The organism is Arthrobacter sp. PL16 (assembly GCF_035985055.1).
Classification (GTDB): Bacteria; Actinomycetota; Actinomycetes; order Actinomycetales; family Micrococcaceae; genus Arthrobacter_D; species Arthrobacter_D cheniae.
This window is the reverse complement of record NZ_JAXCIC010000005.1, coordinates 239,437-264,333: the sequence shown is the minus strand read 5'-3', so window position 1 is coordinate 264,333 and position 24,897 is coordinate 239,437. Positions and strand designations below refer to the sequence as shown.

General features: G+C 69.2%; 15 protein-coding genes. 3 read left to right on the top strand and 12 right to left on the bottom strand.

Going from position 1 to position 24,897, the window contains the following annotated elements; translation table 11 throughout:
• Positions 1–11: 11 nt before the first annotated feature.
• From RCH21_RS12185 to RCH21_RS12135, 11 genes are all read right to left on the bottom strand, one after another.
• Positions 12–1,664 (bottom strand): serine/threonine-protein kinase, encoded by a 1,653-nt coding sequence (locus RCH21_RS12185; protein WP_326964584.1) that lies wholly within the window; start codon positions 1,662–1,664, stop codon positions 12–14.
• Positions 1,661–3,805, bottom strand: coding sequence for an FHA domain-containing protein (locus tag RCH21_RS12180; RefSeq protein ID WP_326964583.1), 2,145 nt, complete (start codon positions 3,803–3,805; stop codon positions 1,661–1,663). Before RCH21_RS12180 ends, RCH21_RS12185 begins: the two co-directional genes overlap by 4 nt.
• Positions 3,802–4,728: a PP2C family protein-serine/threonine phosphatase gene (locus RCH21_RS12175; RefSeq protein WP_326964582.1), complete on the bottom strand. Its 927-nt coding sequence runs from the start codon at positions 4,726–4,728 to the stop codon at positions 3,802–3,804. Before RCH21_RS12175 ends, RCH21_RS12180 begins: the two co-directional genes overlap by 4 nt.
• Before the next feature lie 203 nt (positions 4,729–4,931).
• A complete protein-coding gene (locus tag RCH21_RS12170; RefSeq protein ID WP_326964581.1) occupies positions 4,932–7,370 on the bottom strand; it encodes a transglutaminase family protein in 2,439 nt (812 codons plus the stop codon).
• Positions 7,367–8,740: a DUF58 domain-containing protein gene (locus RCH21_RS12165; protein WP_326964580.1), complete on the bottom strand. Its 1,374-nt coding sequence runs from the start codon at positions 8,738–8,740 to the stop codon at positions 7,367–7,369. Before RCH21_RS12165 ends, RCH21_RS12170 begins: the two co-directional genes overlap by 4 nt.
• A gap of 29 nt (positions 8,741–8,769) precedes the next feature.
• A complete protein-coding gene (locus RCH21_RS12160) occupies positions 8,770–9,741 on the bottom strand; it encodes an AAA family ATPase (RefSeq protein WP_326964579.1) in 972 nt (323 codons plus the stop codon).
• 417 nt (positions 9,742–10,158) lie between these two features.
• On the bottom strand, positions 10,159–16,275 hold the full coding sequence (locus tag RCH21_RS12155; protein ID WP_326964578.1) for an Ig-like domain-containing protein: 6,117 nt from the start codon (positions 16,273–16,275) through the stop codon (positions 10,159–10,161).
• Between the two features lie 175 nt (positions 16,276–16,450).
• A complete protein-coding gene (locus tag RCH21_RS12150; protein WP_326964577.1) occupies positions 16,451–17,707 on the bottom strand; it encodes an adenylate/guanylate cyclase domain-containing protein in 1,257 nt (418 codons plus the stop codon).
• Positions 17,704–18,327: a PH domain-containing protein gene (locus tag RCH21_RS12145; RefSeq protein WP_326964576.1), complete on the bottom strand. Its 624-nt coding sequence runs from the start codon at positions 18,325–18,327 to the stop codon at positions 17,704–17,706. Before RCH21_RS12145 ends, RCH21_RS12150 begins: the two co-directional genes overlap by 4 nt.
• Positions 18,328–18,330: 3 nt before the next feature.
• The gene (locus RCH21_RS12140) at positions 18,331–19,212 is read right to left on the bottom strand and encodes a biotin--[acetyl-CoA-carboxylase] ligase (protein ID WP_326964575.1); all 882 of its coding nucleotides are present in this window, start codon (positions 19,210–19,212) and stop codon (positions 18,331–18,333) included.
• Between the two features lie 47 nt (positions 19,213–19,259).
• Positions 19,260–20,141 (bottom strand): SDR family oxidoreductase, encoded by an 882-nt coding sequence (locus RCH21_RS12135; protein ID WP_326964574.1) that lies wholly within the window; start codon positions 20,139–20,141, stop codon positions 19,260–19,262.
• A 248-nt stretch (positions 20,142–20,389) separates the two neighbouring features.
• Here RCH21_RS12135 and RCH21_RS12130 point away from each other — a divergent pair, with 248 nt between their 5' ends.
• Together RCH21_RS12130 and RCH21_RS12125 are read left to right on the top strand one after the other, a co-directional pair.
• Positions 20,390–21,973, top strand: a complete 1,584-nt coding sequence (locus tag RCH21_RS12130; protein ID WP_120148458.1) for an acyl-CoA carboxylase subunit beta — start codon at positions 20,390–20,392, stop codon at positions 21,971–21,973.
• Entirely contained in the window at positions 21,970–22,239 is a 270-nt protein-coding gene (locus RCH21_RS12125; protein ID WP_326964573.1) for an acyl-CoA carboxylase subunit epsilon, read from the top strand. Before RCH21_RS12130 ends, RCH21_RS12125 begins: the two co-directional genes overlap by 4 nt.
• A 77-nt stretch (positions 22,240–22,316) precedes the next feature.
• Here the strand turns inward: RCH21_RS12125 and RCH21_RS12120 are convergent, their stop codons facing one another.
• A complete protein-coding gene (locus tag RCH21_RS12120) occupies positions 22,317–22,727 on the bottom strand; it encodes a hotdog fold thioesterase (RefSeq protein ID WP_326964572.1) in 411 nt (136 codons plus the stop codon).
• Positions 22,728–22,925: 198 nt separating this feature from the next.
• Here RCH21_RS12120 and RCH21_RS12115 point away from each other — a divergent pair, with 198 nt between their 5' ends.
• Positions 22,926–24,635: a DUF885 domain-containing protein gene (locus tag RCH21_RS12115; RefSeq protein ID WP_326964571.1), complete on the top strand. Its 1,710-nt coding sequence runs from the start codon at positions 22,926–22,928 to the stop codon at positions 24,633–24,635.
• Positions 24,636–24,897: the final 262 nt, after the last annotated feature.

Here is a 24,897-nt window from a genome sequence, read left to right as displayed (position 1 = left end):
TCCTTCCTGTACTACTCGGGCCAGCAGGCGGCGGTGGGCTCCGAACCCTGGCCGTTGCTGCGGGCTGTCTGGACTTCGATGCACGTGGTGCCGGACGCATCCGCCGGAACGGACGCCGTCAGCTGCAGCGTCCGGGTCCAATCCGACGTCTCACGGACGGTGACCGTCCGGAAGCGGTACACATCGCCGTCCTGCGGGTCCGGGTTGGTCCAGCTGAAGCTGACAGCAGCTCCTGCCGCACTCCCGGCCAAAGCCTCCGGCGGGGGAACGTTGCCCTCCACGCCCGCCAGCGGATCGGCAGGCGGCTGCGTGAATCCCGGCGGCGGAGCGGCGTCCTCCTGCGAGCCGCCGAGGGCTACTGCGGCAAGAGCGACGCCGGCCACCAGGACGGCGCCCGCGACGGCCAGCAGGGCCGGCACGCGCCTGGACCTACGGGCCTGATGGTTCCCGGTCCGGTCCGACGTCGCGCCTGCCTGGTCGGGGCGGAGTGTCGACGAGGTGGTCCGGCCCGTCGTGCTGCCCGACGTCATCGCTGCCGCCGCGTCCGCCGTCGTCGGGTCGAGGGCTGGGGCACCATCGTTCCCCCGCAGGACCGTGCGTCCTGCCTCCGTGACGTCGAAGGAGGGATCCTGGTGTGCACCGGGCGCCGCGAACCGCGGCACCTCGGGCCGGGTGGTCGGTGAGTCGGGGAAGGTCGGCGAGGACGTGTTCGCATCGGGGTCGATCGACATCACCCGCCGTACGCGGGTTGCATCTTCGTCGGCGTCGACCTCCACGGTGTATCGGGCATCGTCGAGGACCTCGAAACCCGTGACCGAGTAGCCCAGCTCCGTCTGGATCCGCTGCAGGGTGAGGCCGAAGGAGTAGGCGGACGCAAAGCGCGAGGACGGCTGCTTGGACATCGCTGTGGCGAGTGCGAGCTCAAGGGACGCAGGAACGTCCTCCCGGTGCGTGCGCTTCAGCGGCACGGTGCCGATGCGGTCCATCAGGGCGAGCTGCGAGTTGTCCATCCCCGGCTGCACGAACGGCGAGTGACCGGCAAGGAGCGTGTACACGGTGGCTCCCAATGACCACACGTCGGCGAGGACGCCATCCACCGCTTCGTCCCCGAAGGCCTCCGGCGGGGACCACGGGACGGACATGCCCTGGTCCTGGGCGGACCCGTCGGCGTCCGTGGTGCCGGAGATGCCGAAGTCCGTCAGCGCCGGTCGGTTGTAGTCCGTGACGAGGATGTTCGCCGGCTTGATGTCGCGATGAACGATGCCGGCACGGTGTGCGGACTCCACCGCGGATGCGACCTGGATGCCGATGGTCAGCGCCTCCGCGACGGACAGCCGCCCGCTGCGGTAGCGCACGTCGAGGCTCGGGCGGGAGCAGTACTCCATGGCGAGATAGGAGTGGCCATCCGCCGTCGTATTCGCCTCGAAGATGTTCACGATGTACGGGTGTGATGACAGCTGGGCCATCAGGTTCGCCTCCGCCTCGAACGCGCGGCGTGCCCCCTCCGTCCTCAGGTCCGAGATCAGGACCTTGACGGCTACCCGGCGGCGCGGACGGTCCTGCTCGTACAGGTAGACATCGGCGAAGCCACCGGAACCGAGCAGGCTCACGTACCGGTAGCCGGGCAGCGAGGGAGGCGGGGCAGGGAGGCGCTTCGGGCTCACGGGAGGCCTTCGAACCGCAGCGAGACGTCCTCGCCCAGCTGTGCGATGTCGCCGTCGAGCAGGAAGGCACGCTCGCCCTCACTGAGGCGGCGCTGCGGTTGCCCGGCGCGGATCAGCACGGTGCCGTTGGTCGCACGGAGATCGCACAGCAACACGTGCCAGCCGTCGAGTCGGACCTCCACGTGGGAACGCGAGATGTCCCCGGCGTTGCTGCGCACCTGCACGAGCCGGGGCATCTCCCTGCCTGCGACCCGGGAGACGGAGGGCTGACGGCCGAAGATCAGCGAGCGTTCCAACGCGATCACCTCACCCGAGCTCACCCGCACCTGCCCCAGACTCGGACGCCTGACCTGTTCCGTGTCCTCCTTGAGCGCAGCGGAGCATTCGGCGCACTCGCTACGCGTGGGTGCATTCGCGTGGCCCTGCAGGCACAAGCGCGCAACGATCATCGGACCGGTGGCGGGTCCCGACGGCGGTCGTGGCGCTCTCGGCGCCGAACCGGCCTCGCCTCCGGGGGGACGGACCACGGTATCGGCGGCATCGGCGTCCGAGCTGTTGACGGCGGTGGGCAGGGTCGACGGCCCCGCCGGGTCCTTCGGCAGGCCTAGGGCGGCCGGAGCGGCCGGAGCGGCCGGTGCACCTTCGGTGACAGGTGCGGCCGGTGCGCCTTCCGTGACCGGAGTGGCGGGTGCGCCTTCCGTGACCGGAGTGGCGGGTGCGCCTTCGGTGACCGGCTCGGCGGGTGCACCCGGTGCACCTTCGGTGACCGGCTGTGTCGGTTCGGTCGCGGTGACCGGCTGGGCCGACTCACTCCCGAGCAGCGCACCCATGTCCGCGGGCGGGTTCCGGGTGGGTGTCGGCTTCATGATGGTGTCGCCGTCGTGATCGGAGGGGACGCCTGCTGGTGAGGCGTCAGTCGTGCTCGTTGGCGTGACCGTAATAACGACTGAGGCTGCGGTCGACGTCGGGGTCGGGGTGGGTGTCGCACCTGCGGCTTGGGCTCCGGCAGTGGGTGCGACGGCGCCGCCGTGTGTTCCTGACACGCCGGCTTCATCACGATGCCACGTGTCGGAGGAGGGAAACCGCCGCTGGATGGTCTGTTCGGCGTCGTCGGACACCACCTGAGGGGCGTTCACCAGGGAGGACATCGAGGGGAGTTCCAGCTCCTCCGCCGGCTTGGATGCTGTCGCGGTTGTCCTGGGCAAGAGCCAGGGGATGGAGTCGATGAGCTCCCTCGCAGCCGGTGCGGTGCGCTGCCCGGGAGCCGAGGTCGCCACCGGCGCGGCGGTGATGGTGACGCGTGTCGGTACCTGCAGGTCGGTGTCGGTGTCGGTGTCGGTACCCGTGTCCGGGCGGGCCGCGGCAGCATCGCCTTGGGGATGGGCAGCATCATCTCGGCTGTGCGAAGCGTCGTCGGGCGCGTAGAGCAACGGGTTGATGGTTGCGGAGTCGTCCCCGGTATGGACTGGCCTCCCGCTGATCGGGACGCCGGTCGAGCGACTTCCCGTCACGGAACCGTCGGAGGGTGACGTCGACGCAGGGGTGTGGCCGTCCTCCTGCGCGAAGGTCGCCGCCTGAGCGACGGCAGGCGGAACCGCAGCTGCACGTACCGGAACCGGCACCGCGGCGCGCACGGTTTCGCCCCGGATGATCACGGACGCGAGCACCATGCCGGCCTCCAGCGGGTACGGCCCGCCTGAGAAGGGAACACCAATGCGGGACACACCAGCGGCGGGAACACCGACGTCGGGAGCATCAGCGTCGGGAACACCACCCAGACCGAGGTGGAAGTCCTCGCCACCGCCGCCCTCGATGACCCGCTCGGTCCACGTGGTGATGCGTCCGCCCCCTATCACCTGCTCGCCCCCGGTTCCCACCGACAGGAGGAACGGCCCGCGGAGCATGACATGGAGATCCTCGTTGGATGAGAGGAGTGCGAACGGTGGCACGGCGCTCACGTCCGAGCCGAAGCCGCGTGCTGCGACCGGCAGCAGGTCACCGAGGGTGGCCCCTGGGCGCATGGCGTGCCAGAGTCGATCACGGTCGTCCGCCTCCGTCGAGCGGGGTACGACGGCCACGAATCCGTGCCGCACGAGGCAGAGCCACTCGCCGGGCTCATAGGCGAGCACGCCGCCCGTCATGCGGGGCCTTCCGGAACAACACCGTTGCCGTCGGCGGCGAAGAGGCCGCCGGGTGGGACCGTGGTGCGTTCGGCGTCCCGGTCGCCGAGGTCGGTGGCATCGATGACGATGACGGTGACGTTGTCACGGGCGCCGGACCGGAGGGTGGCGGCGATCAGTTCGTCGCAGGCCTCCTGCGGATCGTGCACGTCGCTGAGGATGGTGCAGATACCCTCGTCCGTGATCTCTCCGCTCAGTCCGTCCGAGCAGAGCAGGATGCGGTCGCCCTCCTCGACGGGCATCAGCCAGAAGTCGGCCTCCGCGTCGTCGCCCGTCCCGAGTGCCCGGGTGACCACGTGCCGGCGCGGATGCGTGCGCGCCTGCTCCTCCGTGATGCGCCCGATATCCACGAGTTCCTGGACCTCGGAGTGATCCACGGAGACCTGCCCGAAGGTGCCGTTGCTCAGTCGGTACGTGCGGGAGTCCCCGACGTTGAAGAACAGCCAGTACGGCGCCCCGGACTCCTCCACCAGCAGGACGCCGGTCAGCGTGGTGCCGGCGTGTCCGCCAGCCTCGCTGCGGATCCGCTGGTCCGCCTCGCGGATGAGTTCCTCGAGGTCTCCCGCGCTGAACTGGGGGGTCCTGCTGCCGATGATGCTGCTTGCCCCGAGCGTCCGCACGCAGATGCTGCTGGCCACCTCCCCGGCCTCGTGCCCGCCCATGCCATCGGCGACGGCGAACACAGGTTCGACGGCGATGAAGGAGTCCTCGTTCAGTTCACGGCGGAGACCGCGGTCCGTCCCGAAGCCGTAGGTGAGCCGCACACCGAGTCCTGGAAAAGGCCGTGGTCCGGTGTTCGTGGGTGCCTCGGTGCCTGTTCCAGGATCTGTGGGATCGGCTCCGATGTCGATCGCGTGCGATCCGTGTGCCTGCGGGTCACTCATGACGGCCTCCGGCGGCAGAGCCGGGGACTGCTACGGCTGTCTCGGTTGGGCAGGCTCGCTGGTCTGTCATGTCCCCATTCTGCCCTCTGGCCGTTCGGGCGCCGGGAGCGACGCCGTCCAGACGCCGGAGGCGGCGCCCTCCGGAGACCGGAAGCGACGCCGCCCAGACGCCGGAGGACTGTCCCACGGTGATCATCAGCGGCTCAGCCTCTCGACGACTTTTTGAGGGAGCTTCGTCGGAGACGCCGCTCCCTGAGCAGCGAGCGCGGCGAGTAGCGGGCGCGCTGCCGTTTCCAGTACCCCACGGAACCGCTCAGGTCCCCGAGCGAGGTGTCGACGGAACGCCAGTAGTCCTCCACCTCGTCCGCAGAGGGCTGCCCGGAACCGAAGATTCCCGCATCTGCCCTGCGTGCAAGGAGTGCGGTGCTGGACTTCCCGGAGGGGAACGCTTCCCCGAGGGCAGCAGCACTCTCCCGCCGCGTCGACCTCGGGTCCGGTTCCGCACCGAGGTCGGTCACCAGGCTCACGACCTCGTTCCACCCTCCCCCGATCTGGTGGGCAGGTTCGCCCGAGAAGCGCCGTCTCTTCCGGCGTCGCGCCTTGAGCGCCGCGACGATGACCAGTGGCAGGGCGAGCAACACCAGGGGAATCGCGGCCAACCCGATCAGGGTCAGGACGGGGCCGATCTCGTCGAGCAGGTCCTTCTCGCGTTCCTCGGCGTCCTGAGGCTCCGGCGCGGAGTCCGGCGGCAATTCAGCGGGCTCCTGTGGCGGTGGCGGGGGCTGCAGGACCTGCGGCTTCGGGGAGGATTTCGGCTGCTGCTGCGGCGGCACCGGTTCGTTGTCCTCCGGCGGCGTCGGGTCGAACGGGACCCAGCCGACGTTGTCGAAGGCGATCTCCACCCACGCATGGACATCCTCGCCCGTGATCTCCACCGGCGCCGACGAATCATCGATCTCGTCCCAGTCCGGGTAGAAACCCATGACCACGCGGGCGGGCATGTTGGCCTTTCGTGCCATCAGGGCCATGGCGACGGCGTACTGCTCGTCGTCGCCCACCATCTGGTCGGCGTCCAGCAGCGACAGCATGCGGGCTGCGCCGTGACCGGGAAGTGACCGCGCCTCGTCGTCCTTGCCGTTGCTGAAGTAGCCCTGGGCGCTGAGCACCTGCTCGAGGCGGCGGGCGCGTTCGAGCGGCTCCGACGCGGATCCGATGTATTCGCTCGACGTCGCCGCGATCACCGGTGGATCGTTGAGCACGCGGGGCAGCGAGAGCTGCGCGAAACCGTACTGGGCCAGTTGCTCGTCCCGCAACTTCTCGGGGAAGACTGCATTGACCTCATAGGTGTCGCCCTGCTGGACGCCGATGGTCGAGAGCGTAGTCCGCGCGTCGTCGTTGTAGTACAGCGACCGCCCCATGTCCTCTGCACGCGGTCCGTCGAGCCGCACGCCCTCGACGTCGCCGCCCGCAGGGAGCCAGACGCCGGTGTAGTCGCCGATCGTGAATTTCAGCTGGGCGCGGGTGCCGGCCGGGTCGTCGTCCGTGCCCAGCTGCTGCGCATCGCCGACGCGCGAGAAGTTACCTGCTGCCTGCGGATTCACGTTGTAGACGACGCCGTCGTAGGTGTCCAGGGCTGCGAGACGGACGCGTTCGCCCTCGGGCAGGCCCTCGACCGTGAAGAGCACGTCGTCGGTGCTGTCCTTGACGTACTTCCGGAAACTCGTGAGGGGACTGGGGTAGGCGTACAGGTCTACGGGCGGTTCGACGGCGTCCCGCAGTACCTGCCGGTCGGACCCGCCGGTGACGAGCGGTGTGACCGCGAGGGTCAGCAGGGTGGCGACGGCGAGCATACCCGCGCCCAGCGCGAGCCGCCGGTTCCGTCCTACTGCAGTGCCGGCGGGATCCACGGGCGTCGCAACGGGAGCACGGCGCAGGGAGCCCTCGCGGCTGACGTCGCGACGGTACGCGAGCCAGGCCATGGCCACCAGGATCAGCAGCGTCCCGCGGACCGACGGAAGTGGGGCTCGGTCGGTACCGAGGGCGATCGTGGTGGTGAACAGGACGAGGACCGGAACGAGCGTCCAGGCGAAGGCTCGCATGCGCCACGCAAGGGTGCCCGCGACGACCGAGCACACGAGCACGGAGAGGAACGGCACCACGAGCATGCCGCTCCCTGTTCCCACGGGCGCGGCCACGGTGAGGAGATCCTTCCATGACAGGACCACCCCGAGGACGATCACCCGCAGTGATTGCAGGGTGGGCAGGACACCGCCGAGGGCTTCCTGGGGAGCCGCGAGCGCACTACCCGCCACGAGGTAGGTCAGTGCCACCGCATTGACCATGTGCCACGTGCGCCACCCCCGACGCGCTCCCTCCCATGCAAGGCCCAGGCCGAGGGCTATGGCCCCGAAGCCGGCGACGGCGTAGCGCGGGTTGCCGCCGAACGTCGGTCCGAAGGCGAGCACGCCCAGACCCAGCAACACCACGAGGGCGACGGCATCCGTGACCCCTTGGCGGGCGGGCACGGGCAGCGGGCGGTGACTCGGGGGCGTCGGCGCGTCGGCGGAACCCCTGCCCGCATCGATGCGGACGCCCCCGGACGTGCTCGGACCCGCTGTCGACGGAGATTGTGCGGCGCTCATGCCGCCGCCTTCCGCAGGACCAGCGCGAGGTCGCCGAGATTGCCGAGGGTCAGCACCGTCAGGTCGCCGATCGATGCGCGGGAGGCCTGTGTTCCGTCGATGCACCGGACGGCGAGGCAGCGGATGCCGGGCGGTATGGACGCGGCCGAGGACCGCAGCTGGGAGGGTGTGACCGACGCTCCGACGATGAGGAAGACTACCGAGGCATTGGGGACGGCATCGGCCGTGGTGCGTGCGAGGTCCACCGCCGTCGTGCGCAGGACCCGTCCCTCGATCCGCGTGGCGGAGTCGAGCAGGTTCCGTCCGGTGTCCGAGCGGAGGGGGCCCGCCTGGGTGAGGACGCTCAGGTTCCGCTGCTCTCGGATGGCCTGGAGGCCGATCGACGACGCCACGGAGACCGCCAGCTCGAAGCCCGGCTCGCCGTCGTACTCCGCGGTGTTGGTGGACAGCGCCACCGCAAGGTGCGAGCGCCGGGTCTCCTCGAACTGGCGCACCATCAACGTATTGGTCCGGGCGGTGGTCTTCCAGTGGATGTGGCGGCGGTCGTCGCCCGGCACGTAGTCGCGCAGCGCATGGAAGGAGACGTCTGCACTCGAGAGTTCCTTGGTGGGAAGGCCCTCGAGGTCCTTGATGAAGCCGGCCGCCGATCCGACGAGCGGCGTGGTCTGCGGATGCACGTAGAGGTCCGTCGGGTCGGTCCACGTCATCTGGCGCCGCAGCAGACCGAGCGGGTCCTGGCGGACCGAGCGGACGGGTCCGACGACGATCACCGCGCGTCGCTGGGTGGGAATGCTGAACAGGTCCTCGTGCTGCTGGTCCGGGCGCAGGCGGGGCAGGTGGAACAGCGCCGTGGCTGATCCGACCGGCAGCTCGAGTGACGCCGGCAGCAGGGTGCGGTCCGAGGCGTTCGACACCGTGACGCCGCCGATGGCCCGATCCCCCACGGCGACGCGCGTCCGTGCGAGGTCGAGCTCGACGGCGTATGCCGACCGTCCGAGGATGAAGGCGACGGACAGCGCGAGCAGCAGCATCCCGAGCACCGCCGCGATCCGCGCCTCGTCCCACCCGAATGCGAGCCCGAGGGTGCCGAGGACCACGACGACGGCGAGGAGGAGCCACCCGAGAGGGCTGACGACGTCGGTGACCGGCGCGAGGATTCGCCTGACGCCGGCGCCGATGCTGGCCGTGAGGGGGCCGAGCAACGAGCCTGCCGCTCGCGCGGGTCGCGTGAGGAGCAGGTCCCGGACACGGGTGGAAGTGCCGGGACGAGGTTGCCCCGTGCCGCGCGACGTCGGAGTACCGCGCAGGGTCGGAGCAGAGGGCGCGCCGCTGCGCGAGCGGGACCGCTTCTCGGTGGTGGAAGTCGTCATGTGCCTGTCCGGGGGAAGAAGCGATGCCGTCAGGCGGAGACGCGCTGCTGCGGAGCGGCGACCTCGGCGAGCACGCGCCGGAGGACCGCCTCGGCCGTTGCACCGGCGAACTCGGCCTCGGGATCCATGACGAAGCGGTGGGTCCAGACGAAGGGCGCCAGCTCCTTCACGTCGTCGGGCAGGACGTAGTGGCGGCCCTGTCCGGCGGCCCACACCTTGGCGGCCCGCACCATCGCGAGCGCACCGCGGACGCTGACGCCGAGGCGGGTCTCGGGAGCGGTCCGCGTCTCTTCGGTGAGGCGGGAGATGTATTCGAGGACGGCAGGGTCGACGTGTGTCTCGGCAGCGAGGTCCGCCATGTCGACGACGGCGGCGGTGGTGATGATCGGACTGAGGGCGAGAGAACGGTCGCGCGTGGCCGCACCGCTGAGGAGCCTGACGGTCGAGGCGTGGTCCGGATACCCGATCTCGGTCTTGATCAGAAAGCGGTCGAGCTGCGCCTCCGGCAGGCGATAGGTCCCGGCCTGCTCGATCGGGTTCTGGGTCGCGACGACCATGAAGGGACGCTCGTTGGTATAGCTCACGCCGTCGACCGTGACCCGGGATTCCTCCATGACCTCGAGGAGGGCTGACTGCGTCTTCGGTGAGGCGCGGTTGATCTCGTCGGCGAGCACGATATTCGCGAAGATCGGGCCCTTATGGTACTCGAAATTCTGCGTCTTCTGGTCGTAGATGGTCACGCCGGTGACATCCGACGGCAGGAGGTCCGGCGTGAACTGGATCCGCGAATGGCTGCCCTGGACGGTGGCGGCCAGCGAACGGGCCAGCATCGTCTTGCCGGTGCCCGGCGCATCCTCGAGGAGCACGTGGCCTTCCGCAAGCATCGCCGTCAGCACGAGCCGCACCACCCGGGTCTTGCCCAGCACGGCCTCTCCGACGTTGTCGACGAGCTTGTCGAAGGTTGCGGCGAACCAGGTGGCCTGTTCGGCTGTCATTGTCATGCGATGCGTCCTTCGGGGGAGATCTGGAGGTCGAACTGCCAGGGGCACGTGATCAACGGCATGGGGTTGGGAAAGGCGTGTCCGGGGCTACGCCTGCACGGAGGGTGCCGGCCGACGCGAGGGTGGCTGTGGCCGGAGCGACGGCCGTACGACGCCGCGCTCGGAGAACCGGAGGGAAGGGCACTCGCGCAGATGGAGGGTCCCGGAAGGACACCGGTCCTTGCGCTGTGCAGCACGCCGACGAAGGCGCAGAACGAGATGGCGCGCTTCCGCGCCCAGTGAGACCGGACAACTGAGACCTATTCCCCGAAATTCTTCAGCACGCCCATCCGTCACGCGCCTGCATCAGTGTAACCGCGGGGAAAGCGCTCGCCGACGAGCAGCAAGCGGTGGCGAAGATTATTTCCCGCTGCCGCCTCAGCACGGGCCGGGGCTCGCCTTGCTCGGCTGCCCGAGGACGGTGTGTCCGGCATCGACGTAACGGCCGTTGTTGCGTGAACTGACGATCCTGTACCAGTTGCCGGTGGTCCCGTAGCCGTCCCGGTGGGTGATGTAGCACCCGACCGTGAAGTTCTGTCCGGCATAGAACCACGGCTCACGATCGGCGCTGATTCCGTCGCAGGTGAATTCCTTCGGATCGTAGCTCGCTGCATTCGCCGTGTCCGTGCAGCTCCGCTCCATCTTCCCGTGGAGCGTCGTCGGCACCTGGTCGGGTCGCTTCTCCGCACCGGCCCGGGCGGTGGCAGCGGCTTCCGGACCCGCCGTACCGCGCGAGTTGACCGCACGGACACGGATGGTGTGGTCCTGCTCGTAGCCGCCGTTCACACTCCGTGCCCCGCTGTCCGGTACTGCTTCCCAACCACCACCATCGATACGGATCTCTATCCGGGCAACATCGTGGTTGGCCTTGTTCGGTGGACCCCAGCCGAGATCGACGCTCGTATCGCCCTCCGGAGCGTCCCGCCCGGAGGCCGTCGCCGCGCCCGGCGACCCGAAGGGCTTCACGGCAGCCGACAGTGCACCCGGATCGCTGGTGTAACTCGCGCCGTCGCTGGTCACGAGGGCGCGGATGGTCGCAGCGACGTCCTGGCCGTTCGGGAAGCCGCCCACGGTCTGGTTCTGGCTGACGGGCTGCCACCCACCGCCGTTGAAGCTGGCCTGGTAGGAAACCTCGTTCTCCCGGGCGCCGTTGCGTTGCGCCGGTGACAGGGGGCTGTAGGTGATCGTGACGGCGCGCCCCGCACCACCGGTATTGGCTTCGACCAGCTGCGGTGGGGCGGGTGGCGCCGGGCTTCCGACGGCACGCCTCGGTGCCGACTGTGCACCGTACCCGGACCAGCCCGCCCTGTTGAACGAGCGCACGGCATAGGAGTAATCCGCTTCCGCATTGTCCACGGTGATGGTCTGCGAGGAAGCGGGCGCTTCGGGCAGCGTCCGCACGAGGGCTCCCCCGCGGTACTCCTGCACCTGGTACTTGGTGACGGGGGCGCCGTTGGGATCGGCGTCGTTCCAATCGACGGCGAGCTGGCTCTGCGCGCCCACGGACTGCGCGCGCGTCGTCGTCGGGGCCTGGGGCACGCCGGGAAGCCCCGCCGGGGTCTCGGCAGCCGAATAGTCGCTCCAATCCGAGGGGTCCGGGGCAGCATTGCGCGCCTGGACGCGCACCTTGTACGCCGTGCCGTTCTCCAGTCCCTCCCAGATCACAGGACCGCCTGCGGCCGATCGCTGGACGGCGCCGTTCGGCGGCGCGGGCGAGATCTGCAGCTCGTAGCCCTCGATCGGCGAGCCCTCGTTGCCGGGCGGTGTGAAGTTCACCGTCAGCGCCCTGTCGCCGAAGACGAGGGTGGGAGGCGCCGGCTGGTCGGGCTTAGTGTCGGGCCGTGCGGGGGCACTGGCCGGCGACGGATCGGAGGTGCCGTTGGCGTTGGTCGCCGTGACCTGGAAGACGTACTCCACGTTGTTGGTCAGCCCCGTGATGGTGCAGGTCGTCGTGGGGCAGTCCTGGCTGACGCCGTTCGCACTCGTCACCGTGTAGTCGGTGATGGGCGAGCCGTTGCTCGCAGGCGGATCCCAGGACATCACGACGGTCCTGCTACGCGTCGACTCGACCGTCGGAGTGCCCGGCACCCCGGGTTTGCCCTCGACCGTCAGCTGGATCTGCCCCGTGACGAAACGGTTGCTCTCCTCGGTTCTGTCCCCGACGGTGTACTGCACGGTCATGCTCCCCACGAAGGACGCAGCGGGCGTCACCACCACCGTATCCCCCTGCTGGGTTGCGCTGCCGTTGCCGTCGGCGATGACGTCCACGATGGTCAGCGGGGCGTCGTCGAAGGGGTTCGCATCGTTCTCGAGGACGGGCACCGTCACGGGCTCGCCCTGGATCGCCTTCGCGACGACGTCGGTGTTCGCGACGGCGAGCGGGCGGCTGGAGGCGAGGACCGTGAGCGAGACGGTGTTGATGGCCGTCTCCTCCCCGTCCGTGACCGAGATGCCGAGCTGTCCCACCGTCCCGATACGTGCTGAATCTGCCGCACCGACCTCGAGCATCGAGCCGTCGAGCCGGGCCTCGAAACCCGGGGGGATCCCGCCCTCGAGGGCGAACGCAAGCGTATCGGCGTCTTCGGGGTTTGCGTCGAAGGCCAGTTGCCGGAGGTCCAGTGCGACGGCGGGCTCCGCCATCGCGGGTTCGAGCGAGCCCGAAGTCAGGGTCGGCGGGATATTCCGGTCCACGGCCGGGAGGACATTGGTCAGGATGGTGAGCGTGCTCCTGAGCCCCTCCGGGTCATCCGGCCCGGAACCGTCCGTCACTTCGAAGGTGATGGAGCCGCGGCCGGCGTAGTCGATGTCCGCACCGTAGACGAGGGTGGCCGGATCCCTGATGACCTCGGCCTGGTTGTCGACACCGATGGCGACGACCTTCTCCGCCACGGTGACGCGGGGGGTGCGTCCCTCTCGTACCTCGACCAGTTCACCGAGATCGAGGACGAGGTCCTCGCCCGCGGTGACCTCGATCGGCACCTCGGAGACGAGGGTGGGGTACTGCTCGCCGAGGCTCGGCACCCAGATGACGGCGCGCGCCACTCCCCCGTCGATGTCCCCGACCTCGTAGGGGATGAGCTGGTCCTCCGGGGTCAGGTTCACCCGGACGACGTCGTCGCCGGTGACGGTCACGCCGGTGAACGCGGGGTCGACGGTGACCTCGAGGTCCTCACGGACGCCGTCGGGGTCCTCGTCGTTGTCCAGGACCGGGACGTCCACGGCGGTCTCGCCGCGCGTCTCGGAGGGTTCCACCCGATCGTCACGCGCGATCGGCAGGAGCAGTTCGGCGTTCTGGTCCACGGTCACGGTGATGTTGCCGTCCGCCGTGCCTCCCCGGCCGTCGGTCACCTGGTAGCGGACGTTGAAGGTTCCCTGCTGTTCGGGCGCCGTGAAGAGGATCCGGCCGTCCCTGATCTCCGGGGCCATCTCCGCGGGAGCTGCCGACAGGGCCTCGGGGACGAGCTGGACGGGGTCGCCGTCGGGATCGGAATCGTTGCGGAGGGCCTCCACGGCGATCGCCCTGCCCGGCCGGAGGATGACGCCGTCGTTCACGGCCACGGGCTGCTGGTTGGACTCGGCAGCGGGGGCGATACCCACCTGGACCGTACCGGTGTTCTCCAGGCCGAAACGGTCGCGCACCTTGTACGTGAAGGAGTCCGTGCCCGCACCCGTGGCTGATGCGGTGAAGTCGATGTAGTTCGTACCGGGCACGGCCGCACCCTGTCGCGGTGCGCTGTCGATCCCGACCAGGAAGACGGAGTCGCCGTCCGCGTCGATGCCGTCGAGCGGGACCGGGATCCGGATGGTCGACCCGGCGATGGCGCGTCCCTCGAGGTTCTTCGGCACGGGCTGCGCGTTCTTGGCGTCGTCGCGCGCCTTGATGGTGATCCGCACCTCTGCGGAGTCCACCTGCCCGGTGCTGTCCTTCACGTTGTAGATCGCGTAGACCGTCTTGGCGGTCGGCCCGGCGACGAAGCGCAGCACGTTCTCGGAGGCGAAGATGCGGCCGTCCGCGACGTCCACGGACTGTGCCAGCACCGGATCGAGCGTCAGGGTGTCGCCGTTGGGGTGCGTGTCGTTGTCGAGCACCGGGATGTTGACGACGTCGCCCACGCGCACCGTCGCGGCGTCGGGCGTCGCCTGCGGCGGCAGGAGGGTCTCCGGACCCGCGACGGAGAGCACGCTGACCTCGCCGGTCGCCGAAGCGGTGCCGTTCGAGACGGTGTAGGTGAGGGTGGTCTGCTCATTGAGGCTGCGGACGTCATGGATGCGCAGGATGTTGTGGTCGAGGAGCGCGACGTCGAGCGGTGAACCGTCCGGGGCGGTCACGGACTGCACCACCATCACGCCGCCGGTCGGATCGGTGTCATTGGCGAGCACGTCCACCAGGACGTCGCCGTTCCGGGGAAGGAGCGCCACGTCCCGCACCGCCACCGGTGCACCTTCGATGCCGCTGGTCCTGGCATCGACCCTGATGAGCCCACTCGCCGTCTGCGGGCCGTTCGTCACGAGGTACTCCACGTACACGGTGCCTGCCGCGGACGGCGTGAAGGCGATGGTCCCGGTGTCGTAGTCGGGCGTGATCGGCGCGTCCCCGCCGGTGGTCTCGGCCTTCGCCAGGCTGAGCTGCCCGCCGGCAGGATCGAGATCGTTCTTCAGCGGGGAGAGCTGCACCTCCTGGCCCACGACCGCCGTGAAGTGGTCGAAGTTGGCGACCGGAGGCAGTACGCCGTTGGCGCGGACGTCGAACACGATGGTGCCCTCGACCTGCTCGACGCCGTCGGAGACGATGACCTCGACCTCCTTCAACCCCTGGCTCTTGCCGACGTCGCGGAAGGTGAGCAGTCCGTCGGAGCGGGCACGGACCTGGTCGCCGTCGGGTGTAAGGGAAGCGCTCACCAGGAACAGGTCGTCGCCGTCGGGGTCCTGCCAGGTGTTGAGGATGTTCTGGCTGATGCTGCGGCCCTGCTCCACGAGGATGGTCGTGGGCCGCTTGGCGCGCGGCGCCTCGTTGGTGTCCGGACCGCGGACGTCGACGGTCACCGACGCGCTGGCGGAGCCACCGCGCCCGTCCTCGATGTCGTAGCGGAAGGTACTACGCCCCACCGGCGCGTCGGCGGGCACCACGATCTGCATGCCGGCACCGTCGTAGATGCTCTGGACCGTGCCCGACGGCGGCTGCCCACCGGCCGGCGTGGCCGTCAGCAGGTCGCCGTCCGGGTCGGTGTCGTTGTCGAGCACGTTGAGGATGGTCGTGCGCCCGGCCCTTGCACCGAAACTGTCGTCGGCGGCGACCGGAGGGCGGTTCTCGCCCGAGCGGTCGGGCAGGGTGTTGACCGGATTCTCGCTGGCCGACTCCTCGTCCTCCTCGTCGGACTCGTCCTTGGGCGGGACGATGTCCCCCCAGTTGTCGACGAGTTCGAGGTTCTGCTGCACCAGCCAGACGTCCCCTGCGGCGACGTCGTTGAGCACCACCACGTCGCGGTTGACGCGGAAGACGAGGCTGGACTCGGTACCGAGGTTGGGGATGTCCGCCCGCTGGTCGTCGGCGTCGTCCAGGCAGTCCCTGATGTAGGTCGCCGCATCGGCCCACGCCGCGTGCAGGCACGTGCCCTGGCGGACGGGCGCTGCGGGCCGGCCGTTGCCGATGGCCGTCACGATGGCGTCCCCGCCGTCGAGCGGCTGCTGGATGAGCGAGGTCCCGGTGGCGATGGCCACGTGGTCGGCGGCGGGCCCGCTCTGCTGGAGTTTCGCGCGTTCGGTGTCCTCGAAGGTCAGCGCCGTGCCGTCCGGGAGGACCACGAGGCCGGAGGCGGGGTCGAACACGACCGCATCCTGTCCGACGGCGGCGATCTGGAGGTCACCCGTGTCCGAGAGCTCAGGTGCCTCGCGGATCTCGGGCTCGTCATGCGTCCCGTCCTGTCGGACGTCGTAGGTGGTGATGGTCCCGGTATCAGGATTGGCGACGACGACACGCCCCGTGGGCGAGACCGCTGCGACCGATCCCGGCCCCGAGGACACCGGCTCCTCTTCCTGGTCGTTGAAGGCGCCGAGCTGGGCGGTCGTGGTGATCCACACGGTTCCGGAGGTCTCGTCCGTGACGGTCACGGTGGTTCCGCCCATACCGAGGACGGCGGCTCCCGGCAGCTGCACCTCGGTGCCGCGCACCACGTTGGCGATGTCCACGGGACTGACCTTCGACTGGTCCGAGTTGATGTTGAACACCGTGGAGGCGTCCTGCCGGAGGTCGAAGGCGTCGCTGTTGGCCGCGTAACCGCCGTCGAGCAGGCGGGACTGGTAGTTGAGGTGCCCCACCATCCCGAGGTTCTCGTTGGTGACCCACACGCCGCCGTCGTTCAGGTCGACGTCGGCCGTCGCGAAGCCGGGGTAGAGCAGGGCACCGGCGACGACGGCGCCCGTGACGGCTGTGCCGACGGCGGTGAAGAGGGCGCGCCGATGCTTCGCCTGCGCACGCCTGAGACCTTCGAACTTCACTCTTCTTGCCCCATTTTGATCGGTCCTGCGGCCACCGATGAGACCTGGCGACGCCCCGGAAGGAGGGCGGAAGAAGGATGGTGGTTGCTAGCAGTGTCGCACGGCCCTGACGCTCTGCCAACGCTGCATGGATGGGGAGTCCTCCCCATCCATGCAGGTCGGGGATGAACCTCGGTCAGTCGAGGATGATCCCGGTACCGGTGCCCCGCGCCAGGGTCACCGGCAGCACCTCGCCGAAGCCGCGTACCTGCCGGGGTTCGTGCGGCGTCAGGACGAACTTCTCGTTGTGGTCGAGGGTCGCCGCCGTCGCGCCGTCGACGAGCACCTCCCCGGGTTCGGCGAGTGCCGTCAGTCGGGCCGCCAGGTTCACGGTGGGGCCGTAGATGTCGCCCAGGCGCGAGAGCACCCTGCCCCAGACGAGGGAACAGCGCGCGGACGGCAGGAATTCGTCCTCCGTGAAGGCCTTGGCGAGCGCCAGCGAGATCTCGGCTCCGGCCTCGGGGGATTCGGCGATGTAGAGGACCTCGTCGCCGATGGTCTTCACGAGGCGTCCGCCACCCACGGAGATGATCTCCGCACTCTTGTTCTCGAACCGCTGCACGAGCTGCGCCAGCGTGCGCTCGTTCATCTGCCGCGAGAGGCTCGTGTAGGAGACGAGGTCGGCGAACCCGACCGCGCGGGCGAGCGGCAGCGGCGCATCCTGCTCGTCGCCGTCGCGCCCGGCCTCGCTGGAGGCCAGACCCGATTCCGCGCGCAGCGCCAGCCGCTGTACGGCAGCGTTCATCTGCCGGCGCCAGGCATAGACGAGGGTCTTCTCGAGGGGCTCGATCAGGTCGGGCAGCTCCGACACGAGGGTCTTCCGGGCATCAGCGTCCGTAAGTCCCCGCTGGGCGACCATCTCCTCGACGATCGCCTCGATCTGCCAGACGACCATGCGGTCCGTCATCTGGCCGACGGCACGGGTGATGGAGATGGCCGCATCCTCGGTGAGCTGCTCCTGGCGGACCATGTCGATGATGGTGATGAGGGCGCTGAGGTCCTTCTCGGTGAACGCGATGTCGTCGTCGCCGATGTTCGGGAAGCCCATCGCGCGCCACAGCTTGCGGGCGGACAGGAGGGAGACGCCCGCACCGGCCGCGATGTCGCGTCGCTTGAGCGTACGTTCGGCGCCGAGCAGTTCACGCTCGAGGCGGCGGATGGTCTCCCGATCGAGCTCGATGGGCCCCGTCGACCCTGTGGCCGGCGCGTCCTCGGGACCGGCTGTCGCCATATCCGGTTGCAGCTGCCACACGGCCTTCGACGCCGTCGACGCAGCTGCGTCCGGGGCGTCGTCGAACTGTCCCGCATCCAGAAGGGCGTCGTGAGGTTCTCCGGCTCCCCCTGCTGCGGACGGTGCCGTCTGCCCGGACTCGTGGCGGTCCTCGACTGTCATGACTGCCCGCCCCTCCACTCCTGCTGTGCCCATTCCTTCTGTGCCCATTCCTGCTGTGCCCGCACGATGCTGCCGCGGGCGTACTGCGGATCGATTTCCATGTCTACACCATCGAACATGCGGGTCAGGGGAAGGTCGCTGATCGCCTGCACCACATACTCCTTGAACGTTGCAATCTGCGGAACGTCCCTGTAGGCATGCGCCCTGTCGAATCCGAGGTCCGCGATCAGCGTCCCGCTGCCGACCAGGCGCTGCAGCAATCCCTGCTCCGTCTGCAGCTGGGAGATCGCCGACAGGTTGATCTGGTGCTCCGAGCGCCGGGCCGCTCCCCGCCGATGGATGAGCCGCATGCTCGTCAGCACGTACCGGTTGCTGGACCACCGGACCAGCGGACGGACGACGACGCGCAGGAGCAGGAGCACGACGACGCCGAGGGCTGCGGCGAACAGGACGAATCGCCAGTCTCCGAGCCCCAGGACGTCCCGGCCGGCCAGGAATCCCAGGCCGAAGCCGCCGACTGCGAGGAGGAGGAAGCCCGCGATCACCGGTCCGACCAGCGGCAGCGGGGTGGGCCGGGTGCGCACGAGGACGCGCTCACCGGGCAGCAGCTTGATGCGCACGGTCTACACCTGGGGGCGCAGGTGCACGACGTCGCCCGCCGAGATGGTGTGCCGCTCGCCGTCGTCGTCGCGCACCACGAGCGCGCCCTGCCCGTCAAGGCTCAGCGCGCGGCCGCTCAGGAAGCCGCCTCCCGGCAGCTCGGCCCGCACGTCCTGGCCGAGCGTGGTCATGCGTTCTCCTACGCGGGCCAGCAGGGACGGCCCGCTGTCCCAGGCCGCGCCGGCGTCACCGTCGACGTCGCAGAAGGCCCTGTAGTGATCGGCGAACGTCCGCAGGAAGGACTTCAGCAGGATGTTCCGATCGGTCGTTCCGGAGTACTCGAGGAGCAGGCTCGTGGCCGTCGGGACCGGAAGTTCGTCATCGGTGAGGCTGACGTTGAGCCCCACCCCGACGACGACCGCGGGAGGCTCGGCGCCCGCGCCCGGGACGAACTGCGCCAGCACTCCGGCGAGTTTCCGGCCGTCGACCGTGACGTCGTTGGGCCACTTGAGCTGCGGGGCGATCTCCGTGCGGTCCTCGACGCTCTCGGCGAGCGCGAGCGCTCCGAGGAGGGAGAACCACGAGTAGGCGGTGGTGGGTACGGGCCGTCCCTGCCGGTTGAACGGCCGCAGGAGCACGCTCACGAAGAGCGACGAGCGCTCGGGTGCCACCCAGCTGCGGTCGAGCCGTCCGCGGCCGGCGGTCTGCACCTCGGCTCCGAGGACGCTGAGATCAGGCCATCCCGCCGTCTCCCGCCGGGCGTGTTCCACCAGGTCGGTGTTCGTGGAGCCGGTCCTGTCCACGATGTCGAGCCGCGAGAAGGGCCCCGCCGGCATGCACAGCGCCGACCTCAGCGCGCCCAGGTCGAGGCCCGGTCGCTCGAGGTTGGAATAGCGGGAGGACATGGCATCGATCTTATCCGGAGAGGGGCCTTCCCCTCCGAGCCGGGCTGTCAGAGGAAGATGTCCGGGACGAGTTGGGCCTCGGGAGCCCCCAGGCTGTAGCCGGTGAGGTCGGTCAGACCCACCTCACGCAGCACCTCCTCGTCCGTGTAGAAGTTCCCGGTGCAGCTGCGGGCATCCCGGACGAGGAGAGCGTAGGCCGCGTCGGCGACGATCCGGGGGCTCCTGGCGGCCTGCACCATGCGGCTCCCGCCCGGCATGTTCCGGATGGCGGCGGTGTCGATCAGGGTGGCGGGCCACAGCGAGTTCACGGCGATGCCGTCATCCTTGAGCTCCTCCGCGAGGCCGAGGGTGGTCAGGCTCATCCCGTATTTAGCCATGGTGTAGGCGAGGTGCATGCCCGCCCATCTGGGCGCGAGGTTCAGGGGCGGTGAGAGGGTGAGGATGTGCGGGTTCACCGATCGCTTCAGTGCCTCGAGGGAGAACTTGCTGAGCATGAACGTGCCGCGGACGTTGATGTCGGCCATGAGGTCGTAGCGCTTCATGTCGACGTCGGGCGTCTTCGACAGGTCGATCGCGGACGCGTTGTTCACCACGATGTCGATCCCGCCGAAGGTGCTGACCGCGGCATCGACGGCCGCCTGCACGTCGTCGTCGTTCCGCACGTCCCCCACGATCGGCAGGGCCCGCCCTCCTGCCGCCTCGATCTGCTCGGCAGCGGTATGGACGGTGCCCTCGAGCTTGGGATGGGGCTCGCCGGTCTTGGCCATGAGGGCGATGTTCGCGCCGTCCCGTGCAGCGCGGAGGGCGATGGCAAGGCCGATGCCGCGGCTTCCACCCGACATGATGATGGTGCGTCCCGCGAGCGGGGGAACGCCGTCGGTCCCCGCGCTCACCGCGTGCGGTTCCTGGGCTTCGTTGCGTGCAGTCATGGCTCCACCATAAGCAATCCGGGGCGCCTGGACAGCCTGCGACGCGTCGATGTTACTGACGGGTAACTACGGCGGTCCGGCTAACCGATGACGGCGGAAACTGTAGGCGTCCTACAACGGCGCGCCTCCTGAACCTCACTAGACTGGGGTGATTGCGCTGCTCGTTGTCGGAAACCTCCAGTTCCGGCCGGGACCTACGCGGCGCCCGCCCCATCCACCCGCCGACCGGAGTATCAATGCACCAGGACCTGCAGCCCGACCTCACCACGACGGCCGGGAAGCTCGCCGACTTCCGGAGGCGCACGGCGCTCTCGGAGCAGCCCTCCGGTCCCGAGGCGATCGAGAAGCAGCACGCGCGCGGCAAGAACACGGCTCGCGAGCGCATCGAGCTGCTGGTCGACGAGGGCTCGTTCGTCGAGTTCGACGCACTCGCGGTCCATCGCTCCACAGCCTTCGGCATGGAGCGGAAGAAACCCCTGGGCGACGGCGTCGTGTCCGGGTACGCGACCGTGGATGGACGCCAGGTCGCCATCTACAGCCAGGACTTCACCGTCTACGGGGGCTCGCTCAGCCAGGTCAACGGCGAGAAGATCGTGAAGGTGCAGGAATTCGCCCTCCGCAACGGTTGCCCGGTCATCGGCATCAACGACGGCGGCGGGGCGCGCATCCAGGAGGGCGTCGCCTCGCTGGCGATGTTCGCGGACATCTTCCGCAACAACGTCCATGCCTCCGGCGTGGTCCCGCAGATCTCCCTGATCATGGGGCCCTGCGCCGGTGGAGCGGCCTACTCCCCCGCGCTGACCGACTTCGTGGTGATGGTCGACAAGACCTCCCACATGTTCATCACGGGCCCCGATGTCATCAAGACGGTGACCGGCGAGGACGTCGACATGGAGACGCTCGGCGGCGCACGGCAGCACAACACGACGACGGGAACCTCCGCCTACCTCGCGACCGATGAGGCGGACGCCATCGGCTTCGTCCGCGAGCTCCTCGACTTCCTGCCGTCGAACAACCTCGCCGAAGCACCGTTGACGGCGTTCGTCGACGAACCCGAGGTGACCGACGAGGATCTTGCCCTCGACCTGCTCATCCCCGACGCCGCGAACCAGCCGTACGACATGCACGCGGTGATCAGCGCGATCGTGGATGACAGCCACTTCCTCGAGATGCAGGCGCTGTACGCGCCGAACGTCGTCACCGGTTACGCCCGGGTGGAAGGCCACACCATCGGCATCGTCGCCAACCAGCCCCTGCAGTTCGCCGGAACCCTCGACATCAACGCCTCGGAGAAGGCCGCCCGCTTCGTCCGGCACTGCGACGCCTTCAACATCCCGATCCTGACCCTCGTGGACGTGCCCGGTTTCCTGCCCGGCAAGGACCAGGAGTTCCAGGGCATCATCCGCCGCGGCGCCAAGCTGCTCTACGCCTACGCCGAGGCCACCGTGCCGAAGCTGACCGTGATCACGCGGAAGGCGTACGGCGGCGCCTACATCGTGATGGGGTCGAAGAAGCTCGGAGCGGACCTCAACCTCGCCTGGCCCACCGCGCAGATCGGCGTCATGGGCGCGCAGGGTGCCGTCAACATCCTGTACCGCGGTCAGCTGAAGGCAGTGGCCGACGCCGGAGGCGACGTCGAGGCCGCACGCGCCGACGTCGTGCAGCAGTACGAGGAAGAACTGCTGAACCCGTACCAGGCGGCGGGGCTCGGCTACGTCGACGCCGTCATCGCGCCCTCGGAGACCCGGCTGCACATCGTCCGCGGGCTGCGAGCGCTGAGGGACAAGCGGGCGTCCAACCCCGCCAAGAAGCATGGGAACATCCCGCTGTGACGGGCAAGAAGGCAAGGCCCGAGGACGATCCCCGGTCCTCCGCGCCCGCGCGTCCTGATCCGGTCGAGGACGCTCCGCTCCTCACCGTCGTGTCTGGCAACCCCTCCGATGAGGAGCTCGCCGCGCTCACCGCCGTCGTCGTCGCCCTGCAGGGTGCGGAGGACGCAGCGGACGCTCCCGATCAGGGGCGGTCCTGGGTCCGTAGGGCCCTGCTCCGGCTCGGTCCGACGCCCGGGCCCGGCTCATGGCGGCGTAGCGTCCGCTGAGCGCGGCGCTGCTCCTCGGGCCGCGGGCAACTCCTGGGAACCGGTGGTGGCCGGACCGACGCCGAGCAGGGACCACATCAGGGCTGTGGTACGGCTACGGTGCGGCTGCGGCCCCGGAACTCGGCGATCAGGGTGTCGCCCGAGGTTACGTGGACGTCGTACAGCCCGCTTCGCCCGGTCCGGGTGAGGACTGTGCCGACGGCGGTGAGGGTCTGGCCTTCGAGGGCGGACGCCACGAAGGAGATGTCGGCGCCGGAAGCGACCGTGATGGTCGAGGAGTCGCCGGCAGGGTCATTGCAGGCAAGGGCGAAACACGTGTCGGCGAAAGCGAAGATGATCCCGCCGTGCGCTATGCCGAAGCCGTTCACCATCTCCCTCCGGATGACCATCCGGATCTGCACGTCGCCGAAATCCGCCCGGTCCACGTCGATACCCAACCATTCGGAGGTACGGTCGTTCGCGAGGATGGGGTGTGCTGGTGGCGTCATGGATCTCAGTTCTCCTGTGGTGGGATGGCGGCCCGAGATCGGTCGACTCGACTGCACCCTGGAGAGTCCACCAGCTTTTTCGGAGGGGCGCCACCAGGGATCGCGCCCTTCAAGGTCACTCGCAGGGGACGCAATGCCCCGGTCCTGCTCGCCCGGAGACGGTAGCCTCCGGCAACTGCCTGGGGCTAGGCTCGGGGCGTGACCCACAACACTTCAGCCCCCGCCCCCGGCGCGCAGCCCGCACGCCCGTCCACCGCCATCGATGCCGTGGCGACGTCGTACTACGAGACACTCCTCGAACTGATGCCCAACTTCGCCACCGAACTGGGCCTGGCCGGACACGAGACCGAATACCAGGACTACTCACCGGCCGGGATCAAGGCCCTCGCCGAAGCCTCCCGTAATGCCCTGCGCCGGTTGGAGAACCTCCAGCCCGCCGACGACGTCGATGTCGTCACGCTCGACGCCATGCGCGAGCGTCTCGGCCTCGATCTCGAGATCCACGAGGCAGGGCTCGACTACTCGGAGCTCAACAACATCGCTTGCCCGGCCCAGAACATCCGCGCGATCTTCGATCTCATGCCGACCGCTACAGCGGAACACTGGAGCCACATCGCCGGGCGCATGGCCAACATCCCGGCCGCCCTCGGCGGGTACATCGCCTCCCTCCGCGAAGGCCGTGAGCGAGGCTTGGTCGCCGCCCGTCGCCAGGTCGCCATCGTGATCGAGCAATCGGCCAAGTACGCCGAGGACGGCGGTTTCTTCGATTCCCTGGGCGCCACCGTCAGCGCGGACGACGGCGACCTGCCGGAATCACTGCGGGAGCAGCTGAGATCCGGTGCAGAAGCTGCCCGCGGCGCCTATCGCGGCCTCGCGACCTTCCTGCAGGACGATCTCCTTCCCACCGCGCCGGAGAAGGACGCCGTCGGCCGGGAGCACTACGCCCTGATGTCCCGCCGGTTCCTCGGGTCCGCCGTCGATCTCGAGGAGACGTATCAGTGGGGGGTCGAGGAGCTCGACCGCGTCATCGCCGAGCAGGAGGCGGTCGCCGACGAGATCAGCAAGGGTGCGTCGATCAGCGAGGCCATGCGCATCCTCGACGAGGACCCGGCCCGCCAGTTGCAGGGCACGGATGCGCTCCAGGCCTGGATGCAGGAGCTGTCGGACAAGGCCGTGGACGCGATGGCCGGCGTGCACTTCGACGTCCCGGACGTGATGCGGCGCCTCGAGTGCCGGATCGCCCCCACCAATGAGGGCGGCATCTACTACACCGGCCCGAGTGACGATTTCTCCCGTCCGGGCCGCATGTGGTGGTCGGTGCCCGAGGGCGAGGACTCGTTCACCACCTGGAAGGAGACGACCACCGTCTACCACGAAGGCATCCCCGGCCATCACCTGCAGGTAGCGACGGCGACCTACCAGCGCGCTCTGCTCAATCCCTGGCGCCGCAACGCCATCTGGGTCTCAGGGCAAGGGGAGGGCTGGGCGCTGTATGCGGAACGCCTCATGCAGGAGCTCGGATTCCTCTCCGATCCCGGCGACCGCCTCGGCATGCTCGACGCCCAGCGCATGCGCGCAGCCCGCGTCGTCTTCGACATCGGCGTGCACCTCGAGCTGGAGGTGCCTGAGCGCTGGGGTCAGGGCACATGGACGCCGGACAAGGGCTACGACTTCCTGAAGGAGAACATAGCCATCAGCGAGGGCCAGCTCAGCTTCGAATACACGCGGTACCTCGGGTGGCCGGGCCAGGCTCCGTCGTACAAGATCGGCCAGCGCCTCTGGGAGCAGGTCCGTGACGAGGTGCGGGCAGGCGAGGGAGACGCTTTCGACCTCCGCGCCTTCCACACCAGGGCCCTCAACCTCGGCTCCGTCGGTCTCGACACGCTGCGCCGGGCGCTGGTGTCCTGACCCTCCCGGCACTGGTGTCCTGACCCTCCCGCCGTCGTTCCTAGTTATTGCTGCGGATTGCCGCAATTGGCCGCGTGTCTCGCCGCGACACCCGCTCCGGCGGGTGAAAACCAGGAACGACGGCGGTTGCACGCGGCAGCGAGCGCCACCACCTGCCGCAGCGTCCCCGGCATCCCCCCACTGACGGCGACTGCACGCGGCGGGAGCGCCATCACCTGCCGCAGCGTCCCCGCCCGCCGTCGTTCGTGGTTATTGCTGTGGA